We start from the raw sequence: 20,202 nt of genomic DNA, 5'->3' as shown, positions 1-20,202 counted from the left end.
TTTATGAGTAAAATCAAAATAATAATAGCAGACGATATAGAAGAGACAAGAAATGTAATAAAGAAAATATTAGATTTTGAGAATGAATTCTTTGAAATTGTTGGTGAAGCAGGCAACGGAGAGGAGGTTTTAGAACTTCTCACTAAGGTAAAGCCCGATATTGTATTAATGGATATTAATATGCCTATACTTAATGGGCTTGAGGCTACAGAGAAAATTACAAATCTATTTCCCTCAGTTACAGTAATTATTATGTCTGTTCAAGCTGAAAGTGAATATTTAAAAAAAGCTATGTTCCACGGAGCAAAAGAATACATTATTAAGCCTTTTAACTACGAGGTTTTAGTTAATACTATAATTAATACCTATGAAAAGTATAAGGATAAGGTTGTGAAGGACGCCTACTTTGGAGAAGGGCAGAGTAATGCAAAGCAAAGTAATGCAAAAGTCATAACCTTTTTTAGTTCCAAAGGAGGAGTGGGAAAATCTGTTTTAGCGCTAAATAGTGCTGTGACTGTAAGCAAAGAGTATCATAAGAAAACGCTACTAATAGATTTGGATTTGCAATTTGGCGATATATCAATGCTGGTGAATCAATATGCGCAAAAAACCATTCTTGATGTTATAGAGGATGGACAATTTGATTGTTACGAAAATATAAAACCTTACTTATATGGATTCAATGAAAATCTTCACATCCTATTTGCTCCCACAAAACCTGAAGCAGCGGAGTATATTGATAAAGATAGTATTGAAAAAATGATGAAAGTTCTGCTAAATCAGTATGATGTGATTATTATTGATACCGGCGTTAATTTTAATGATAGCACACTTTATATATTAGATATTTCAGAAATAGTGCTATTTGTTACTACTATGGAAATCGTTGCTCTTAAAAACACTAAATTAGGTCTGGGAGTTATGCAATCGCTTGGGTATGATGAAAACAAGGTAAAATTAATCATTAATAAATTTACGGCTAAATACGGAATAAACAAGTCAGAAGTAGAAGGCGCTTTTAGAGATACTATTTTTGCTTGGATTCCAGAGGAGCAAAATACAGTTAGCATTTCAGTTAATAAAGGACAGCCTTTTTGTGATAGTCATAAATACGATAAGCTCAAAATAGGAAAAGCTATTGCTATAATGTGTAGTGAATTAGCAATATAGAGGTGATGGTATGTCTCTTATAAAGAGATTAGAAGAGATAAATGTAGATAAAAAATGCAATAAATCTAATGAAAAAGAAGTAGATCCTTATTTTGAATTAAAGTTAAAAATTCAAAATAGGGTAATAGAAGAACTTGATATAGATTTTAATGATATCTCGGACCAAAATGAAGAATTAAGGGAAGAAATAAATTATATTGTGATGAAACATATTGAACAAGAATCTCTAAACATGACAACAAATCAAAAGAAAAAAATAAAGGAAGAACTACTGGATGAAATTATTGGGTTTGGTCCTATTACGGCCTTGCTTGCGGATAAAAGTGTAACAGAAATTATGGTTAATGGTCCTAGTCATGTGTATATTGAGCAAGAAGGAAAACTAGTGCTTACAGATGCTAAATTTAAAAATGATAATCATGTGATGCATGTTATTAAAAAAATTGTAGCTCCTATTGGTAGAAGAATAGATGAGAGTTCTCCTATGGTTGATGCAAGGCTGCCCAATGGATCTAGAGTAAATGCTATTATACCTCCACTAGCTATTGACGGGCCATCAATTACCATAAGAAAATTTGCTGAAGATCCTTTTAAAGTAGAGGATTTAATAAATTTTGGAACCTTGAGCACAAAGATGGCAGAGCTTCTTAAATATTGCGTTGAAGGGCGGTTAAATATTGTTGTTTCAGGAGGGACTGGTAGCGGAAAAACTACCACTTTAAATGTACTTTCTTCTTTTATCCCTGAATCAGAACGTATTGTTACCATAGAGGATGCAGCGGAGCTACAACTATCTCAAATACATGTTGTAAGACTTGAGACAAGGCCTTCTAATATTGAAGGAAAAGGGGAAGTAAGTATAAGAGATTTAGTTAAAAATAGTCTTAGAATGAGACCTGACAGGATAATTATAGGAGAAGTACGATCAGGAGAAACCTTAGATATGCTTCAGGCTATGAATACTGGTCATGATGGCTCCTTAACAACTGGTCATGCAAATTCTCCACGAGATATGTTATCAAGACTTGAAACTATGGTACTTATGTCAGGAATGAGTCTACCTATTAAAGCAATTAGAGATCAAACCGCATCGGCAATTGATTTAATTATCCAACAGTCAAGACTTATGGATGGTAGTAGAAGAATAACCCATATAACTGAAGTTCAAGGTATGGAAGGCGATGTTATAATCCTTCAGGACATTTTTAAGTTTGAACAAAAGGGACTAGATAATAAAGGAAAAGTTAAAGGAGAATACGTTTTTACAGGTATCATGCCAAAGTTTCTTGAAAAATTCAAAGAAAGAGGTATTAATATACCACAGGGTATCTTTTACTAATAATTTCTAATTCTTCACTAAAAATAAAAAGTGGATGTGATTAAAATGATATATATTGTAATATTGCTCTTGTTTTTCCTTGTTTGGGCGCTGATAAGTGGACTACTAATAATTATGTTTTATAAGGAAAAATCCATAGATAAACTAAAATACTACGAGGATGATTATGTAATAAAGGAAAAAATTGAAAATAAGAGCAAGGATAAAATAAGGCTTTTAAAAATATTATCAAATCTAATCCCTAATATGAAATTTAGTGAAAAGCATGATAAAAAATTAGAAATTGAACTAATGAAAAGTGATATACCTATAACAGTGGAAGAACTATTAGTGATAAAAATTCTTACATCAACAGCTTTTTCAATTTTAGCATATGCACTTTCAAAGGATATTATTATTGTATTTTTCATATTTGTTATAATTTGGAACATACCTAAGTTCATTATTTCTCGTAGAAAAAAAGAAAGAGTAAAGACCTTTAATGAACAGCTAAATGAAGGTATAATGATTATTTCAAACTCACTTAAAGCAGGGTATTCTTTTTTGCAAGCTATTGCTTCAGTATCCGAAGAGACAAAAAATCCTTTTGCAAAAGAGTTTAAGAAGTTGCTTAAGGAAATGAGTTTGGGAATTACAGAAGAAATTGCATTAAATAATATGCTAAACAGAATGGAATCAGAAGATCTTAGACTAATAGTAAATGCTATATTAATTCAAAAGGACATAGGAGGAAACTTATCAGAGATATTGGATAATATATCCAGCACTATAAGGGAGCGTCAAAAAATCCAAAATGAACTTAAAACTTTGACTGCGCAAGGAAGACTATCTGGAATCATTGTAATGCTTATCCCGTTTTTCATAGGTATTACCATTTATTTATCTAATAGAGAATATATAATGCTTTTGTTTACTACACCCATTGGGATAGGCATGATAATTATTGCAGTTTTAAATCAAATAATAGGTTTGATTATCATCAAAAAAATTATTAACATTGATATGTAGTGAAAAATACAAATAATGATTGAGGTGATAACATTGCTATATTTTATAGTTTTTGTCTGTTTTATAGTTATATTTATGTTTTTTTATGGAACTATGCTCATTTTAAATAAAAGCAAGTTGACTATTGGATATAGAATAAAACAAGTAAAGGGTATTGATACGGATGAAAGATTGGATATTGAAAAGAGTTCTTTTTCAAAAAGGGCACTGATGCCAATTTATCAAAGAATAAGCCAATTTATCATGAAGGCAACGCCAAGTAAAAAAATTACACGGCTTAAGAAAAAATTAGAAAAGGCAGGATTACTAAAAAGCAATACCCCTGAAAATTGGCTATATACTAGAATAATGATTATGCTAATTTTTTCAATTTTATTTGGTTTATTAAGCTATATAATGGTGGCTGATTTTTTAAAGTCACTTACCATTGCTTTATTAATAATGCTACTTATTAGCACGATTTTTAATTTCTACCTTTCAAAAAGAATCGATAAAAGAAAAAAAATGATTGTAAGGGAATTGCCTTATACACTGGATTTGATTACAGTAAGTGTTGAGGCAGGATTGTCTTTTGATGGTGCCATGTCAAGAGTCATTGCAAATATAAGTGGAGAGTTATGTGATGAATTTTCAAAAACTCTTAAAGAAACACGAATGGGGATACAAAGAAAAGTAGCGCTTAAAAATATGAGCCAAAGGTGTGAAGTAAAGGAACTATCAACACTCCTTACATCATTAATTCAAGCTGATGATTTAGGTGTTGGCCTATCCAAGGTTTTAAGAATTGAGTCTCAGGCCTTAAGAGAACATAGAAAGCAAGTGGCAAGAGAGGCAGCTATGAAAGCACCTATTAAAATGTTATTTCCACTTATATTTTTTATTTTCCCTTCAATATTTATTATAATATTAGGTCCAACTGTTATCAAAATTTTAAATATGATTTAGGGGTGATGATGTGATTAAAGTTTTAGAATGTAATGATAGTAAAATAATTAATGTATTCATAGCTGATTCCTATACTAAAAGGCTCTTTGGGTATATGTTTAGGGAGAAACCTCATTATGAGGCCATTATGCTAACGCCATGTAATGGCATCCACACATTTTTTATGAAGTTTAACATTGATGTTTTATTTCTGAATGAACACATGCAAGTTATTATAAAAATAGAAAATTTAAGGCCAGGACAAATTGTTACTAAGGTAATGGGATCTAGGATAGTCATAGAATCTAAAGCAGGTGTATTTAGTAATATTAAAGAAGGAAGTGTACTTAATATTTAAGGCAGTTCATGGTTACGGTTTTACTATCTTACTTGTAATAAAAAATCTTATGATATTAAAATTGATGAATAAATGAAAACATAATACTAAATTTTTTTATTTATTATTTTAAAGAATTAAAGCGTAAAGAATGCTATAATTGTATTTTGAATTATATATTGTGATTTACGATTAAAGCAAAAGAAGGTGGAAGTAATTAAAGATAATAAATATTTACCTATTAGTAAAAGTGATATTTTAGATAGAGGTTGGACTGAATTAGATTTTATTATAGTAACTGGTGATGCATATGTAGATCATCATAGTTTTGGAACAGCAATTATTTCAAGAGTTCTAGAAAATGAAGGCTACAAAGTGGGAATAATAGCTCAACCTGATTGGAAAGATACAGAAGACTTTAAGAAACTCGGCAAACCAAGACTAGGATTCCTAGTTAATGCTGGTAATATGGATTCTATGGTTAATCATTATACAGTAAGTAAAAAAATAAGAGAAAAAGATTTGTATTCTCCTGGTGCAAAGATGGGTCTTCGGCCTGATAGAGCAACAATAGTTTACTGTAATAAAATAAGGGAAGCATATAAAGGTATTCCTCTTATTATTGGAGGAATAGAAGCAAGTTTAAGACGGTTTGCACATTATGATTATTGGAGTGACAAGGTAAGAAAGTCTATGCTAATCGATAGTGGGGCAGATTTGCTAATATTTGGTATGGGTGAAAAACAAGTTGTTAATGTTGCAAATAAATTAAATGAAGGTATAGATATAAAAGACATAACGCAGGAGCTTGGAACCTGTTATGTATCAGAGAACATAGAGGATATCGGTGATCATGTTGAAATAGCATCCTACAAAGAAGTTTGCAATGATATGAAAAAATATGCACAGGCTTTTAAAATACAATATGATGAACAAGATCCTATAAGGGGTAGCATTATAGTACAAAAGCATACAAATAAGTATCTTGTGCAAAACAAGCCAGAAATGCCACTTACCAGAGAAGAATTAGATGTTGTTTATGGCTTGCCATATCAAAGAAATTATCATCCTATTTATGAAAAGATGGGTGGAATACCTGCTATAGAGGAAGTTCAGTTCAGTTTAGTTAGTTCAAGAGGATGTTTTGGTAGCTGTGCTTTCTGCGCTATAACCTTTCATCAAGGTAGAATTGTTCAAAGTAGAAGTGAAAATTCATTAATAGAGGAAGCCATAGAAATTACAAAATTAAAGGGTTTTAAAGGATATATTCATGATGTAGGAGGGCCTACTGCTAATTTTAGGAGACCAGCATGTGATAAACAATTAAAAGTAGGTGCTTGCAAGGATAAGCAGTGTTTACATCCAGCCCCATGCAAAAATTTAAATGTTGATCATATGGAGTATTTAAATGTGCTTAGGTCACTTCGTGAATTGCCTAATATTAAAAAAGTTTTTGTGCGTTCAGGGCTACGTTATGATTATATTATGGCAGACAAAAACGAAACCTTTTTTAATGAGCTTATTAAACATCATGTAAGTGGGCAACTAAAGGTTGCACCAGAGCATGTTTCTCATAAAGTTTTAAAATTCATGAGTAAACCAGCAGGTAAAACCTATGAAAAATTCAGGGAAAAGTTTTATAAGGCTACTGAAAAAATAGAAAAAAAACAATATCTTATTCCTTATTTAATGTCTAGTCACCCAGGATGCAGCATGAGTTCAGCGGTAGAACTTGCAGAATATCTTAGGGATACTAATTATCAACCTGAACAAGTTCAAGATTTTTATCCAACTCCAGGAACGCCATCAACAACTATGTTTTATACTGGACTTGATCCAAATACCCTTGAAGAAGTTCATATACCTAAAACTAAGCATGAAAAAGCCATGCAAAGGGCATTACTTCAATACAAAGATCCTATGAAATACGATTTAGTATATTCAGCATTAATAGAAGCAAATAGAGAAGATCTTATTGGTTATGGCCCTAAATGTTTAGTAAAACCACGTGGGCAAAAAAATAAAGAACATTTAAGTAACACAAACATAAAACCAAAATCAAAAGAAATAAGAGGCAAAGATAAAGGAAACAATATAAAAAGTAGCACTAGAGATAAACCTATAGATAAAAATTTTAAAAAGAAAAATAAGCCCACAATAACTGAAAATAAGACCAATCATGGAAGTAGACAAGATAATAAAAATAAGGTAAGAGGCAAAAAAAGAAAATAGTGAATTATAAAAAACGTCTACATCCATTTTATGGATGTAGACGTTTTTTATAACTCAACTTCAACTATTTTGCTTATACATTCTGCTTCTACTAGTTCGCTTTTGCTTAAACCCTTTCGAAAATATCTAATTTGCTTATATTTAATTTTATTCATCTCAAAATCTAAAACATCTATTCTGTCGCCTTTATAAATAACGGCTTCTTTACTACCTTTTAAAAATACATGTACTTCCATAGTTTTATTTATTAGCTGCAGTGCAGCTACTCCTTTCGTTGTTTAATGATAAAAAAATCAAATGTTACTATTTAAATTATAGTGCCATTATCGACATTTATCAAGGTGAAACAAGCAAAGAATTTAATAATAGTTAACCATTTATTTATTAGTGAATATAATATTAATAAAACAATCGTAGTAGGTGATTAAAATGTATACTGATAGTGTTTTAAATTTAATTGGGAATACACCACTTATAAGCTTAAAAAAGCTATATGATTCAAATATATTTGCTAAGGCTGAATTTCTTAATCCAGGGGGAAGCATAAAGGACAGAATTGCAAAATTTATGATTGAGCAAGCAGAAAAGGAAGGATTACTTGCGCGTGGAATGACAATAATGGAAGCTACTTCAGGAAATACGGGAATAGGTTTAACATTAGTAGGAATTCAAAAGGGTTATAAAGTTGTTATTGTAATGCCTGAAAATATGAGTGATGAAAGAAAGAAGATAATTAGGTTACTAGGAGGCGAACTTATATTAACTCCTAGCTCAGAAAATGTTGAAGGTGCTTTAAATGAAGTTAAAAGACAATTAAAGAGTAATCCCAATATTTTCGTGCCTAATCAATTTACTAACATTAATAATCCACTAATTCATTATAATACAACTGCTGTTGAAATATGGAGTGAACTTCAGGGCCATGTAGATGTTTTCATATCGGGCATAGGTAGTGGAGGAACACTTCAAGGTATTGGTTCATTTTTAAAAGATAAGAACCCAAAATGCATAATTGCAGCAGTAGAGCCAAAGAATGTTTCTGCTCTTTTAGGGCATACTCCCGGATTTCACAAGATACAAGGAATAGGGGATGGATTTATTCCAAAAGTATTAGATGTTTCATTGATTGATGATATAATAATGGTTACTGATGAAGATGCTATTGAGACATCTAAAAAAATAGCAAGAGTAGCAGGAGCTTTAGTTGGAATCTCTTCTGGGGCCAATATATGGGCAGCAAAAAAAATGGCTGAGAAATACGGTGTGGATAAAAATATAGTGACTATTCTGCCAGATAGAGCGGAAAGATATTTTAGTATGGATTTGTTCTAAGATAATCAGAAATCATAAAATTAAGATGCAGATATCTTTTTATCGAAAATCTAATATAGATTTATTTCTAAAAGGAGATAAGAAAATGATTTGTAAAGAATATTTATTGGATACTAATATAGTTATAAAAGTGTGGAATAAATATCCTACCTTATTAGATACTATTGAAAATATAGAATGGGTTGATTTTAAAATTTCTGAGGATATAGCTGGAGAGTTATCCGTAAAAGAATATGCAAAATACAATGAAGACTTTGTACTCTCAAATAAATTCTTAAAATTATTAGGGCATATTATTACTAATAATTGCCCCAGTTTTACTGAAGATTGCATAGGTGGTAATCCAATTAAATATGAGAAGAATAAAAATATATATTTTGTTAATGGAGATAAAATTTCTATAAATGACTATAGTCTAATTCATATTTGCGAAAGGAATAAAGATTATACCCTTGTGACTGAAGATAAAAAAATGCTTAAAAGTGCAAAAATCATATTAGATTCTTCAAGAGTGCTAAACTTTGATCAATTCGTGGATGAGTTAAAAGAATTAAAAGTATTATAATGACGCAGTATAAAAGACTCCAATTCAATAAATTGCAGTCTTTTATACTATTTTAAATTATTGTGATTTATTTATTATTTTTTTCTAAATATTGTTTGAAGTTAAAATTCCATAACTCATGAATTTCTGAATTTTCATCACTAACTACTGATAAAAATTCATCTAGTACACCTAAATTGTTTAGCCCTTTCATTAGATGTCTGGGGTAAATTACTTTCTTCGAATAATTATTTTTAGGATCAATGACGGTAATTGAAAAATCTTCTTTTAAGTACAAATCCTTACATCTAATATCTAGTCTCTTAAAATTCAGTTTCTTGAATTCTTCAATAAGTTCTATGATGTTATGTGAGATTTCTTTATTTATACCATGCTTTTTTATATACTTATCTAGCCGTTCTCCACTTGCGTAATCTCGTACAATGAAGTAATCTCCATGTTCGTAAACTTTAGGAAAATATTTACTTCTTCTGGTTTTCATAAAAATATCATATTCCTTGCCACAAATTCTCTTATCTTTGAAAATTTTGATCACTTTTTGGTTAGGAAGGGAATATACTATTCCATTATGACCAGACCCTAAAAATTCTGATGTTCTAAGCATTTTTTCTACTCTACTATTTAATTGAATATAATAATTGACCTTTTTCTTCATATTATCATCTTCTTTATAATTATATTACTATATTATATGATAGAAGTTTGTAAGTATTTCTTAGATATGAATAAAAATAATATAATTATTTTTTATCTAGATATTTTTTGTTATCCCAGGCCATTTTTATTGCATTATTAATATTATTTGTAAATTTGTTTCTATAAGAAACAAAACTTCTCCCATCTTGAATTATTTTGCCTGTGTTTTGAGGTGGTTCTTTGATTTTAAAAACCATATCATTTAGATCTTCTAGCCTTTTAATTAGACTAGTATTTTGCTTTTGGAGTTCATCAGCATAAGTGTCAGTATTGCCAGGCACTATATTTGAATTAATTAATGTTTCAGAATACTGAAAGCCTTTAAATATTCCTTTATAATAAGATAGTTCAATAAAATCGCGAATTCTAGGTGAGGTGGTTTGTTTTAATAATGATTCTATATAAAAGTCTTCTATATCATCCTTCTTAAAGCCGCTTTTAACTGCTCTATTCATAACTCTATCTGCTATTGCTTTAATTTTTATATTTTTAAAATTCATAGTTTTCCTCCATTGTTTAAATTTTCTTTTGTTTATTTGAAATTAATTATAATTTAACCCTATGTAATCTTATCAAAATAAGTGCCATGAGTAAACAAAAAAAACCTCAGCACTGAAAATATATGCTGAGGCTTATGGTTTATTTAAACGTCTTACGTTTATTGTATTGGAATTTCTAATAAATCATTTCCATTTAAATTATAGTTCCTGTTATAAATTGATAAGTTCACTGCTACGTCATTCTCATTTTGTATTTGAAGAATACTATCATTAAATTTAATGTTTAAAAGTGCACCTCTAAAGGTTATTTTAAAAGAGCATGAGCGCCAGTGTTTAGGGATAAATGGATTTAATATTAATTTATTATCGCGAACTCTGAGCCCTCCAAACCCATGAACTACTGCCATCCATGTTCCTGCCATACTAGTAGAGTGACAACCATCTTGTGTGTCCTTGTTATAATTATCAAGATCAAGCCTAGAAGTTCTTAAATACATTTCATAAGCTTTATCATAATTCCCGATTTTTGCAGCTAATATAGTATGAATGCAAGGGGACAACGAAGACTCATGTACAGTTCTTGGTTCATAAAAATCGAAATTTCTTTTAATTGTATCAGTATCGTATTCCTGTTCAAATAAGTAAATACCTTGAAGTACATCAGCTTGTTTTATAAAGCATGAACGTAGTATTCTATCCCATGACCAGTTTTGATTTATTGGTAAATGTTTTTTATCTAATTCACTAACTAATATCTGCTCTTTATCCATATATCCATCTTGTTGAAGGAAAATTCCAAGTTCTTCATCACAAGGATAGTACATATTTTCAATAATATTCTTCCAAGTAATAATCTCTTGGTCCACAAAATTAAGTTTTATCTTAAGTTCACTTAGTCTTTCAGGTTCATTCTGACTTAGGTAATTTATAACCTCAATTGTATAATTTAAAGTCCAACAGGCAATTTTATTGGTATACCAATTGTTATTTACATTATTTTCATATTCATTAGGTCCAGTAACACCTAGAATCACATATTTATTTTTACTTTTTGAAAAAGTAGCTCTTTGAGCCCAAAATCTTGATATAGCCGTAAGCACCTCAAGACTAAATTCACCAAGGCAAGACTTATCTCCAGTATAATTCACATAATTATAATTAGCATAAGCTATAGCTCCATTTCTGTGTATTTCCTCAAAGGTTATTTCCCACTCATTATGGCATTCCTCACCATTCATTGTTACCATTGGATAAAGGGCTGCTCCATTTGTAAAACCTAATTTCTCAGCATTTTCTATGGCTTTGTCTAACTGCTTGTATCTATATAATAAAAGGTTCCTTGATACTTTTTCCTCAGAAGTACTTAGATAAAAGGGGATGCAATACGCTTCCGTATCCCAGTAAGTGCTTCCACCGTATTTTTCACCAGTGAAACCTTTTGGCCCTATATTTAGCCTATAATCTTCTCCCGTATAGGTCTGGTTTAATTGGAATATATTGAATCTAATTCCTTGTTGCGCAGAAATATCGCCTTCAATAACTATATCGCTTTCCTTCCACTTTTCTTCCCAAGCATCAGCCTGTTCTTTTAGTAATATTTCAAACCCAGCCACTTTAGCTTTGCTACAAAGTTCTTTAGTTATTCCAATTAGCGCATCTTTTTCATAATATCTTGAGGAGGTATTTGCAACATATTTATAAATTATAACTTCATCATTTTCATTGCAATGGACTGATGCAGTACTAGAAATATATTTTTCGCTTTGCTTAAATTCTACTATTGGTTTAATAGTTTCACCGTTTTTAGTTATTTCATAGGTCATATATGTGCAAATGTGAAAATCTAATTTCTTGGTTTTAAGCATCATATATCCTTCATAGGGTTTAACTTCACTAGAAACCTCATCCCAAAACTTTTCATCATAATTAGAATCAGAATTCATAACATCCCCATCAAGGTAAGGTGTAATCTCTAGTTTTCCTTTAAAATTCAATGGCACTATAGAGTACTTTATTGTGCCTATTTCACCTCGCGTCATACTTATGAATCTTTTAGCATTTACTCTAATCTCATTGCCATTTGAAAGTACAGCCACAAAGCTTCTCTGCAAATATCCTTGTTTCATGTTCAAAACTCTCTCAAATTCTTTTACGCTGCACTTAGCAAGGTCTAGTGAAATGTCATTAATTTTAACGTTTATGCCAATCCAATTTGTTGAATTTAAAACCTTAGCAAAATATTCTGGATAGCCGTTTTTCCACCAACCAACCCTTGTTTTGTCAGGATAATAGACACCCGCTATATAATTTCCTTGAAGTGATGAACCGCTATAATCCTCTTCAAAATTTGCTCTTTGCCCCATATATCCATTACCTAAACTAAAAATACTCTCAGATATTTCATTGTTATCTGCATTAAAGCCTTGTTCAATAATATTCCATTCGTCTAATTTATAATAGTGTTTCATTAAAATCCTCCTAGTTATTTTTCAGGTAAAACAACAATTGTCAATTGTTTAGTCTTACAGTTTTAATTTATCAAAAGTCATATCAGAAAATCCTGATAGGACTAAATGAGCCCTTTTTAATATATGTTTAGAACCTATTCCAACGCAATACATTCCAGCATTAATGGCAGCATCTACTCCGGCCTCCGCATCTTCAAAGACAATACAATCACTAGGCGTTACATTAAGTGCTTCAGCGCCTTTTAAGAAAACTTCAGGGTCTGGTTTTGCTTTAGAAACCTTTGTACCATCAATTATAGCATCAAAATAATTCGTTAAATTTAACTTTTCAAGAATAAGCATAGAATTCTTACTTGCAGAACCTAATGCAACTTTTATGCTAGCTACTTTAAGACTTTCTAAAAAACCAATAACCCCAGGTAAAATATCCTTTGGAGTTAATTCAGAAATATACTCCACGTACCAAATGTTCTTTTTTTGGGCTAGTTCAGTTTTTGTATCCTGGTCTAGTGTAGTATTTCCGATCTCTAATATGATATCCAATGACCGCATTCTGCTTACACCTTTTAACCTCTCATTGTCTTGCAATGAAAATTCAATGTTTAATTCTTCTGATAGTCTTTTCCATGCTAAATAATGATATTTAGCAGTATCAACCAATACTCCATCTAAATCAAATATAACTGCTTTAATATTATGCATAGCTTCCTCCTTTATTTTATGTAAATTATTATATCAATGAAAGTATTTACTTATAATATGTTAATGCCTGTAGTTATATAATAATATAAAATGATGGATTTGTGAATGCGTTTGCACAAAATAATTTGTATTATTTTTTATACGTCAAAATATTGTTACTGGAATAATGAAATAGTATACATTCAACGAATTCAATGGTGCGACAAAGTAAGTATAGATAAAGTAGCTATAATCACAAAAGAAAAACTATATTGTTATTGACAGAAGTTAAACTGAAAGATTATAATCATATTAAATAAACTGCAATCGGTTGCATAATAAATGGCATAGCACTTAACTATAATTGCTCTTTATTTATAAGAAACTAACATATTAATTACTAATTCAGATAATGTCAACACTTATTCAAGCTAGCCTTGCACAATATTACATTTAATAATATAATTAACGTAGAATATTTTTATAAATTAGGAAGTGAAGTTTTTATGTCCGTAACTATAAGAGAAGTAGCAAAGCTTGCAAATGTATCACCCTCCACAGTTTCACGAGTAATTGCAGATAATCCCAAAATTAGTGATGCAACAAAGCAAATAGTTTATAAAGCAATGAAAGAAATGAATTATCATCCTAATGCCATAGCTAGAAGCCTAGTTAGTAAAACAACAAAAACTATAGGACTTATTTTACCTAACACTGATGAGGATTTATTTGTTAACCCATTTTTCATTCAAATTATGAGAGGCATAAGCCATTATGCGCAGAAAAAAGGATATTATATAATGTATACTTACAGTAATAATGAAGATCAAGAAGTAGAGTATATAGCAAGTTTAATGAATAGTAGAAGAGTTGATGGTATTATTTTGCCTGTAGTAAGGAAAAACGATAAATGTATTGCTTATTTAAAAGAAGCTGATTATCCTTTTGTAGTAATAGGTAAACCAGAAAATACAGAAGGTCTTTTATGGGTTGATAATGATAACTTTCACGCAATGTACAGTGTTGTTAATTATCTAATACAAAAGGGCGAGAGAAAAATCGCATTTATAGGAGGTTCACCTACACTTAATGTAACTATAAATAGGTTAGAAGGTTATAAGAAAGCTATGGAGAATATTGGCGTAAAAATAGAGGAAAATATGATACAAGTAGCAGAATTTACAGAATCTAGTGGCTATGATGCTATGAAAAGAATTTTGCAGAATTCAAGTCCTACAGCTGTTGTGACCACTGACGATTTAATTGCATTCGGTGCATCAAAAGCTATAAGCGAAATGTCTCAAAATCACATTTCAATTGTTGGGTTTAATAACACTCCCTTGACTGCTTACAGGAATCCTTCTCTATCTTCAGTAGATATTAATTCTGAAGAATTGGGTTATTTTGCAGTTAAGCTATTAATAAACAAATTAGAGAATGAGAAAGAATATATAACCAATTATATTATTGATACAAAATTAGTTGAAAGAGAATCAACTAAATAACTCTAGATTTCTGGGGTTATTTTTTAGGTACATGCATATTATTTAAAACATAATTCTTTCGGTACTTTTTATTATTTTTAAAGGAGAGAGATTAACTAATGGAAAATATATTAGAAAACATAGAATTTACTTACGATGGAAACGATTTAGGTGCAGTTTATACTCTCCGGTATACAATGTTTAAGGTTTGGGCACCTACCGTGGAAAAAGTAACAGTAGTCCTATATGAAACTTTTAGTGATAACCTGGGACAAAGACATGTCATGACTAAAGGCCAAAAGGGCGTTTGGGAACTTAAACTTCAGGGCGATTTTAAAAATAAATATTATAATTATTTAGTATTAAATGACGGTGTAGAAAAAGAAACACCGGATATTTATACTAAAGGATGCAGTACTAATGGTAAAAAAGGTATGATTGTTGATTTTAGTTCTATAAATCCCGTCAATTGGGAAAATCATCTAAGAACATTACCAATTAACAGGACCCAGGCAGTAATATATGAAATCCATATTAGGGATTTTTCAGTGTCAACGGACTCAGGAATTAAAAATAAAGGGCAATATTTGGGTTTTGTTGAGAAAGATACTAAGACCTCTGAGGGTATTGTTACAGGGCTTGACCATCTTATAGATTTAGGAATAACTCATGTTCATTTATTGCCTGTTTATGATTTTGCAAGTGTTGATGAAACTGTGGGGGGATATAACTGGGGATATGATCCTTATTTATATAATGTTCCAGAGGGTTCTTATGCTTCAAATTCAGAGGATGGCACTGTGCGAATTAGAGAGTTTAAGACTATGATCCAAACTTTGCATGAAAATGGTATCAATGTAGTTATGGATGTTGTATATAACCATTCTGTTGCTATAGATAATTCACCAATGGACATCTTGGTTCCAGGATATTATTATAGAAGAGATGAGAATGGAAACTATACTAATGGCTCAGGGTGTGGGAATGAAATAGCTTCAGAAAAGCCAATGGTAAGAAAATTTATAGTAGATAGTATTATATTTTGGGCTCGCGAATACAAGATAGATGGATTTAGATTTGATTTAATGGCTCTACATGATATTGATACAATAAAAGAAGTAGTCAGGCAAGCGAAAATTATTAATCCAAATATTATTATCTATGGTGAGCCATGGACAGGTGGACAATCATCATTAGAACCTTCAAAACAAGTAAGAAAAGGAAGTCAAAGAGGTCTACAAGTATCTTTATTTAATGATGATATGAGAAATGCACTAAAGGGAGATAATGACGGCGCCGGAGCAGGCTTTGTAAATGGTGGAGTAGGTCTGGAACCCGAAATTAAGAAAGGTATTGTTGGTAGCATTAAATATAATGATGAAATATGCAATTTCACACAAGAACCTGGAGAATCAATAAATTATGTAAGTTCACATGATAATCTATGTTTATATGATAAATTTGAAAAAAGTAATACTAATAATACTCCTTTAGAAAGAGAAAAAATGAATAGATTGGCACTAACTATAATACTTACTTGTCAAGGTGTCCCTTTTATTCAAGGAGGAACCGAAATACTAAGGACTAAACAAGGAAATCATAATAGCTATAATTCTGGTGATGCTGTGAATGAAATAGGGTGGGGTAGAAAGGTTGAATGCATGGAAACTTATGAATATATTAGGGGTTTAATCGCTTTGAGAAAAAGTCAAAAGGTTATGACTTTGGACAATGATTACGAGGTAAAAAAATCTTTGATATTCCTTGAAGCACCTTGTAATTCTGTGGCTTACCAATTAACTTCAAACTTCAAGGATGACTTTAATAAATTAATTGTAATTCATAATTCTAATAATGAAGAAATAAAAATAGTTTTACCAGATTCTAATGAATGGAAAGTTTTAGCCAATGAATATGAAGTGGATAAAACAGGAGTAAGTAAAGGAATAAAAACCTGTATTAATGAGGTAAGTATACCTTCCATTTCTACTTATATATTATGTAGATAACGGTAAACTAACGGATACGCCGAAAGTATCTAAGTTTGGAGGACATATGAAAAAATGATTTATTTTCAAATATTTTTTTCTTTTGCAATTTTCATTGCTGCCAACCTTTATGTTGGTAAAAAAGGTTGGTTGCTTATAAATGCAGCAATTCCAAAAATTAGTATATATTTATATTGGACCATGTTTATTTTTGTTGCATTGTCTTTTATAATAGCAAGAATTAGTAAAGACAAAGTACCATATTTTTTTGAAAAATTCCTTAACATTTTAGGAGGATACTGGCTTGCAGCATTTTTATATTTTATTATATTGCTAGGAGTCATAGATATTGTAAAACTAATTTTAGGTATTAAAAGACTTGCATTCATAGGTACTAAAACATTACAAAATATATATTTTATATCTAACATAGGAGCGCTCATTATTGTAGCTATTTTGCTAATATATGGGACCTACAATGCAACAAATTTAAAAATAACAAATTATTCAATAAAAGTGAGCAAGGATGCAGGAACGCTAAAAAAGTTAAATATTGTAATGCTTTCAGATTTACACCTTGGTGATATTGTAGATAAACAGAGACTTTCAAAGATGGTAATTAAAATAAATGAATTAAACCCAGATATAGTAATACTAGCTGGAGACATTATTGATGATTATATAAAACCTTTTATAGACCAAGAAATGGGTGCAGAATTTAAAAAGATACATTCTAAATATGGAGTTTACGCAGTTTTAGGTAATCATGAGTATTATGGGGGATCAATAGATAAAATTGCTTATGAATATGAAAATTCCGCAAGCTTTAATTTATTAAGAGATAAGACAGTAAAAATCAATAATAGTTTTTATCTTGTAGGGAGAGATGATTTATCCTCTGAGAGATATTCTAAAGCAAAAAGAAAAACAATGTATGAATTGCTAAGGGGCACAGATAAGCTTTTACCCATTATTGTAATTGATCATCAACCTGTGAATTTTAGTGAAGGAGAAAAAGCTAGAGTTGACCTTCAATTATCAGGCCATACCCACAAGGGTCAATTGCTACCAGCGAATATTGTTACTAAAAGGCTATTTGAAAATGATTTTGGATTACTTACAAAAGGTACATATAATGTTGTGGTTTCAAGTGGCGTTGGAACTTGGGGGCCGCCTATAAGAATAGGTACATCTTCAGAAATTGTCCAAGTAGAGGTGGAGTTTAAACAATAGTCCATAATGATTAATCAAGTACTGTCTGGAGTAGATTGTACCTGAATTTACCATGGTGTGGAGGCAGAAAAACCTGCAATCATAAGATTTGCAGGTTTTCTATTTTGTTCAAATTCATATTGTAAATTATTAATTGCTTTGATATAACACCAAACTCTAAGGCTCTATTTCAATATAAGCTATTGCCTTTTTGTTAAAGAGGTACTTCTTACCCATTGTATTAACCTCATGAGGCCTGGAGTTTTCAAAATTGTAAAACCAGCTTTTAAACAAATCAGCTTCGGATTGTTTTAAATCAAGTAATTCTTTGTCACCACTAATAAAAGAAATCGTTAACATTTTATGCCCTCCCTATAAGTAAGTATTTTATACTTAGAGATATTCTATACTAAAGAGAAATTTCCTCTATTTGTAGTACTATTTATTTAAAATTGTTTTTTAACGATATTTCAGCACCGCAGGTGATGATTTAACCACGTTTCAGAAAGAAAGTCTCCCACTTCTATAAGTAGGTATACATAATATAAAAATACGCTTCCTAAATTTTTACAATTAATTTTACGAAAAAAAAAAGAAACCTTCACTAGAACAGGACAGTGATAGATTTGCTTTTTTATTGTTAGTCTAAACATTCTAAACATTCATCAATTACATCTTCTGTAATTTCAAATAATTCGTCTTTTTTCATATAAATACCTCCTTACTGGTTTACAAGGTCACGAAACAACTAATAATTGTTTAACGCCTTAATTTAATCACAAATCATGCTATAACAAATTGTATTATGTTATAAGCGTTATCAGTACAATATTCAACAAAATTTTTAATAAGGGATTCATTAAGAAATTTTCGAATGAGGAGGGTAAGAATTAAAGAATTGAAATTTTAAAATTCATGTCTTCTCTTGTTAAGTGTTTTAATGATCCGATTTTTTTACTACATATTGGGTAGTAGTAAAAGAATGTTTTGTTTCTACTAGGTAACTTTATTATTATATATCATATTAATCCAAAATGCAAGTGCAATTTTGGATTAATATTAAAAAGCCAATTTACCATTGAATATTTACAATAATGGTAAATTGGCTTTTTAACTTTAAACTTTTAATTATTATTTTGATATAATAGCTTGAACTCTACCTACCTGGCCATCTTCTAGCATCACTTTAATACCTCTATGGTGCACAGCTGAGTTAGTCAATAACCTCTTTACTACACCTCTTGTTAGTGTATTTGTTCGTTGGTCTTTTTTTAAAACAATGTCTACAGTAATGCCTATAGGTATATTATTTCTTATTTGTCCTTTATTATCATTTTGTGTAATCATGTGTTTTTAGTCTCCTTCAATAAATTACTTTAAAGCATAGGAATAATTTTCAATAAAAATTATATTTGTATATGCTTTATATATAGACAATACTCCAATTATCATTGTCTTGTCAAAAAAATTAACGGAGACTATAAGAATATAATATATTTATATGGAAACTATACTGTAGAAAATACTTTTTTAGAAAGGAGAAATTGGAATGCAAGAATCCTTTTCATTCATACCTGATCATCTTATATCATCTATTTCTATTATAATTGGAGCTATTTTAGGTGGAATTTTCAGTTGGTTTATAAATAAAAATTCTACTTGTAAAGCAATTGAAACACAAAGTAAAATTGAAAAAGCCAAAAGAGAATATCAAGAACAAAATAAAGCGCTAAAACTCAATGAGTATGCCACTATTATTCAATTAGATATATGCACCTCCTTATTTCAAAGTTTAAGAATGTTAAAAGAATTTGATTATAATAATAAAATCAGTATTTATCCTGTACCTATGAATTTTAATTATGCTGAGGCTATTGTAGCTTTAACTAAAATTTTTAATTTAAAAGAAATGAGTTATATTTACCAATTATATGGAATTATAGAAAAATTGAAAAATGATACAAATGGGTATCATTATGATGATAGACATTATGCTTTAATTAAAGAAGATTGTGAGATGTATATTAAAAAACTTTATGGGACCAATTTGTCAAGTGCATTAGACTTTGATATAGATAAAGTAACCTATGAAAGTTTAGTTGATAATGAAATTATAAAACTGGGATATAAAAATGTACTAATTAAGTTAGGCAGTATTGTGGCCAGGATAGGATAAAGGTATTTAAGAAGATAAATCATCAATTTTATAAAAAAGTATTGTTACATTGAAATATTATATTGAAATCTTGAGTGAATTAAGATAAAC

19 protein-coding genes are annotated in these 20,202 nt (G+C 30.1%); 12 read left to right on the top strand and 7 right to left on the bottom strand.

Going from position 1 to position 20,202, the window contains the following annotated elements; genetic code table 11:
- Positions 1-3 precede the first annotated feature (3 nt).
- From ACREV6_RS06445 to ACREV6_RS06420, 6 genes are all read left to right on the top strand, one after another.
- Entirely contained in the window at positions 4-1,170 is a 1,167-nt protein-coding gene (locus tag ACREV6_RS06445) for a CpaE/TadZ family protein (protein ID WP_431577183.1), read from the top strand.
- 10 nt (positions 1,171-1,180) lie between these two features.
- Positions 1,181-2,509 (top strand): TadA family conjugal transfer-associated ATPase, encoded by a 1,329-nt coding sequence (locus tag ACREV6_RS06440; protein ID WP_431577182.1) that lies wholly within the window; start codon positions 1,181-1,183, stop codon positions 2,507-2,509.
- A 45-nt stretch (positions 2,510-2,554) separates the two neighbouring features.
- Positions 2,555-3,517 carry a type II secretion system F family protein gene (locus tag ACREV6_RS06435; protein WP_431577181.1) on the top strand — a complete coding sequence of 321 codons (963 nt, stop codon included), beginning with the start codon at positions 2,555-2,557 and terminating at the stop codon, positions 3,515-3,517.
- A 33-nt stretch (positions 3,518-3,550) separates the two neighbouring features.
- A complete protein-coding gene (locus ACREV6_RS06430) occupies positions 3,551-4,462 on the top strand; it encodes a type II secretion system F family protein (protein ID WP_431577180.1) in 912 nt (303 codons plus the stop codon).
- Positions 4,463-4,472: 10 nt separating this feature from the next.
- Positions 4,473-4,799, top strand: coding sequence for a DUF192 domain-containing protein (locus ACREV6_RS06425; RefSeq protein ID WP_431577179.1), 327 nt, complete (start codon positions 4,473-4,475; stop codon positions 4,797-4,799).
- A 195-nt stretch (positions 4,800-4,994) separates the two neighbouring features.
- Positions 4,995-7,010 (top strand): YgiQ family radical SAM protein, encoded by a 2,016-nt coding sequence (locus tag ACREV6_RS06420; RefSeq protein ID WP_431577291.1) that lies wholly within the window; start codon positions 4,995-4,997, stop codon positions 7,008-7,010.
- Between the two features lie 47 nt (positions 7,011-7,057).
- On the opposite strand, the gene ACREV6_RS06415 is transcribed toward ACREV6_RS06420, so the two are convergent.
- A complete protein-coding gene (locus ACREV6_RS06415) occupies positions 7,058-7,246 on the bottom strand; it encodes a hypothetical protein (protein WP_431577178.1) in 189 nt (62 codons plus the stop codon).
- A gap of 187 nt (positions 7,247-7,433) precedes the next feature.
- On the opposite strand from ACREV6_RS06415, the gene cysK reads away from it, so the two are divergent.
- Both cysK and ACREV6_RS06405 read left to right on the top strand, forming a co-directional pair.
- Positions 7,434-8,342 carry a cysteine synthase A gene (gene cysK / locus ACREV6_RS06410; protein ID WP_431577290.1) on the top strand — a complete coding sequence of 303 codons (909 nt, stop codon included), beginning with the start codon at positions 7,434-7,436 and terminating at the stop codon, positions 8,340-8,342.
- Positions 8,343-8,427: 85 nt separating this feature from the next.
- On the top strand, positions 8,428-8,907 hold the full coding sequence (locus ACREV6_RS06405; protein ID WP_431577177.1) for a PIN domain-containing protein: 480 nt from the start codon (positions 8,428-8,430) through the stop codon (positions 8,905-8,907).
- A 67-nt stretch (positions 8,908-8,974) separates the two neighbouring features.
- On the opposite strand, the gene ACREV6_RS06400 is transcribed toward ACREV6_RS06405, so the two are convergent.
- From ACREV6_RS06400 to pgmB, 4 genes are all read right to left on the bottom strand, one after another.
- Positions 8,975-9,562, bottom strand: a complete 588-nt coding sequence (locus tag ACREV6_RS06400) for a protein kinase (RefSeq protein WP_431577176.1) — start codon at positions 9,560-9,562, stop codon at positions 8,975-8,977.
- An 85-nt stretch (positions 9,563-9,647) separates the two neighbouring features.
- Positions 9,648-10,103 carry a hypothetical protein gene (locus ACREV6_RS06395; protein WP_431577175.1) on the bottom strand — a complete coding sequence of 152 codons (456 nt, stop codon included), beginning with the start codon at positions 10,101-10,103 and terminating at the stop codon, positions 9,648-9,650.
- A 158-nt stretch (positions 10,104-10,261) separates the two neighbouring features.
- A complete protein-coding gene (locus tag ACREV6_RS06390; RefSeq protein WP_431577174.1) occupies positions 10,262-12,571 on the bottom strand; it encodes a glycoside hydrolase family 65 protein in 2,310 nt (769 codons plus the stop codon).
- A 54-nt stretch (positions 12,572-12,625) separates the two neighbouring features.
- Positions 12,626-13,273 carry a beta-phosphoglucomutase gene (gene pgmB / locus ACREV6_RS06385; protein WP_431577173.1) on the bottom strand — a complete coding sequence of 216 codons (648 nt, stop codon included), beginning with the start codon at positions 13,271-13,273 and terminating at the stop codon, positions 12,626-12,628.
- A gap of 485 nt (positions 13,274-13,758) precedes the next feature.
- Here pgmB and ACREV6_RS06380 point away from each other — a divergent pair, with 485 nt between their 5' ends.
- The 3 genes from ACREV6_RS06380 to ACREV6_RS06370 all read left to right on the top strand — a co-directional run bounded on the left by ACREV6_RS06380 (position 13,759) and on the right by ACREV6_RS06370 (position 17,957).
- On the top strand, positions 13,759-14,757 hold the full coding sequence (locus tag ACREV6_RS06380; RefSeq protein ID WP_431577172.1) for a LacI family DNA-binding transcriptional regulator: 999 nt from the start codon (positions 13,759-13,761) through the stop codon (positions 14,755-14,757).
- Positions 14,758-14,855: 98 nt separating this feature from the next.
- The gene (gene pulA / locus ACREV6_RS06375) at positions 14,856-16,745 is read left to right on the top strand and encodes a type I pullulanase (RefSeq protein WP_431577171.1); all 1,890 of its coding nucleotides are present in this window, start codon (positions 14,856-14,858) and stop codon (positions 16,743-16,745) included.
- A 54-nt stretch (positions 16,746-16,799) separates the two neighbouring features.
- Complete coding sequence (locus ACREV6_RS06370) at positions 16,800-17,957, top strand: metallophosphoesterase (RefSeq protein WP_431577170.1); 1,158 nt, start codon at positions 16,800-16,802, stop codon at positions 17,955-17,957.
- Between the two features lie 156 nt (positions 17,958-18,113).
- Here ACREV6_RS06370 and ACREV6_RS06365 read toward each other — a convergent pair whose 3' ends face one another.
- Together ACREV6_RS06365 and ACREV6_RS06360 are read right to left on the bottom strand one after the other, a co-directional pair.
- The gene (locus ACREV6_RS06365) at positions 18,114-18,296 is read right to left on the bottom strand and encodes a hypothetical protein (protein ID WP_125001750.1); all 183 of its coding nucleotides are present in this window, start codon (positions 18,294-18,296) and stop codon (positions 18,114-18,116) included.
- A gap of 771 nt (positions 18,297-19,067) precedes the next feature.
- On the bottom strand, positions 19,068-19,283 hold the full coding sequence (locus ACREV6_RS06360; protein ID WP_431577169.1) for a YwbE family protein: 216 nt from the start codon (positions 19,281-19,283) through the stop codon (positions 19,068-19,070).
- A 202-nt stretch (positions 19,284-19,485) separates the two neighbouring features.
- On the opposite strand from ACREV6_RS06360, the gene ACREV6_RS06355 reads away from it, so the two are divergent.
- Positions 19,486-20,112, top strand: a complete 627-nt coding sequence (locus ACREV6_RS06355) for a hypothetical protein (RefSeq protein ID WP_431577168.1) — start codon at positions 19,486-19,488, stop codon at positions 20,110-20,112.
- The last annotated feature ends 90 nt before the right edge of the window (positions 20,113-20,202 follow it).

The organism is Clostridium sp., assembly GCF_050717515.1.
Taxonomy (GTDB): domain Bacteria; phylum Bacillota; class Clostridia; order Clostridiales; family Clostridiaceae; genus Clostridium_AD.
The sequence above is the reverse complement of the archived record's forward strand: the minus strand, read 5'-3'. Positions and strand labels throughout refer to the sequence as shown.

Bases quoted from the DNA above. Each gene is read 5' to 3' on its own strand.
- ACREV6_RS06445 (WP_431577183.1), top strand. From the start codon at position 4: ATGAGTAAAATCAAAATAATAATAGCAGACGATATAGAAGAGACAAGA.
- ACREV6_RS06440 (WP_431577182.1), top strand. From the start codon at position 1,181: ATGTCTCTTATAAAGAGATTAGAAGAGATAAATGTAGATAAAAAATGC.
- ACREV6_RS06435 (WP_431577181.1), top strand. From the start codon at position 2,555: ATGATATATATTGTAATATTGCTCTTGTTTTTCCTTGTTTGGGCGCTG.
- ACREV6_RS06415 (WP_431577178.1), bottom strand. From the start codon at position 7,246: ATGGAAGTACATGTATTTTTAAAAGGTAGTAAAGAAGCCGTTATTTAT.
- ACREV6_RS06405 (WP_431577177.1), top strand. From the start codon at position 8,428: ATGATTTGTAAAGAATATTTATTGGATACTAATATAGTTATAAAAGTG.
- ACREV6_RS06400 (WP_431577176.1), bottom strand. From the start codon at position 9,562: ATGAAGAAAAAGGTCAATTATTATATTCAATTAAATAGTAGAGTAGAA.
- ACREV6_RS06395 (WP_431577175.1), bottom strand. From the start codon at position 10,103: ATGAATTTTAAAAATATAAAAATTAAAGCAATAGCAGATAGAGTTATG.
- ACREV6_RS06390 (WP_431577174.1), bottom strand. From the start codon at position 12,571: ATGAAACACTATTATAAATTAGACGAATGGAATATTATTGAACAAGGC.
- pgmB (WP_431577173.1), bottom strand. From the start codon at position 13,273: ATGCATAATATTAAAGCAGTTATATTTGATTTAGATGGAGTATTGGTT.
- ACREV6_RS06380 (WP_431577172.1), top strand. From the start codon at position 13,759: ATGTCCGTAACTATAAGAGAAGTAGCAAAGCTTGCAAATGTATCACCC.
- pulA (WP_431577171.1), top strand. From the start codon at position 14,856: ATGGAAAATATATTAGAAAACATAGAATTTACTTACGATGGAAACGAT.
- ACREV6_RS06370 (WP_431577170.1), top strand. From the start codon at position 16,800: ATGATTTATTTTCAAATATTTTTTTCTTTTGCAATTTTCATTGCTGCC.
- ACREV6_RS06365 (WP_125001750.1), bottom strand. From the start codon at position 18,296: ATGTTAACGATTTCTTTTATTAGTGGTGACAAAGAATTACTTGATTTA.
- ACREV6_RS06360 (WP_431577169.1), bottom strand. From the start codon at position 19,283: ATGATTACACAAAATGATAATAAAGGACAAATAAGAAATAATATACCT.
- ACREV6_RS06355 (WP_431577168.1), top strand. From the start codon at position 19,486: ATGCAAGAATCCTTTTCATTCATACCTGATCATCTTATATCATCTATT.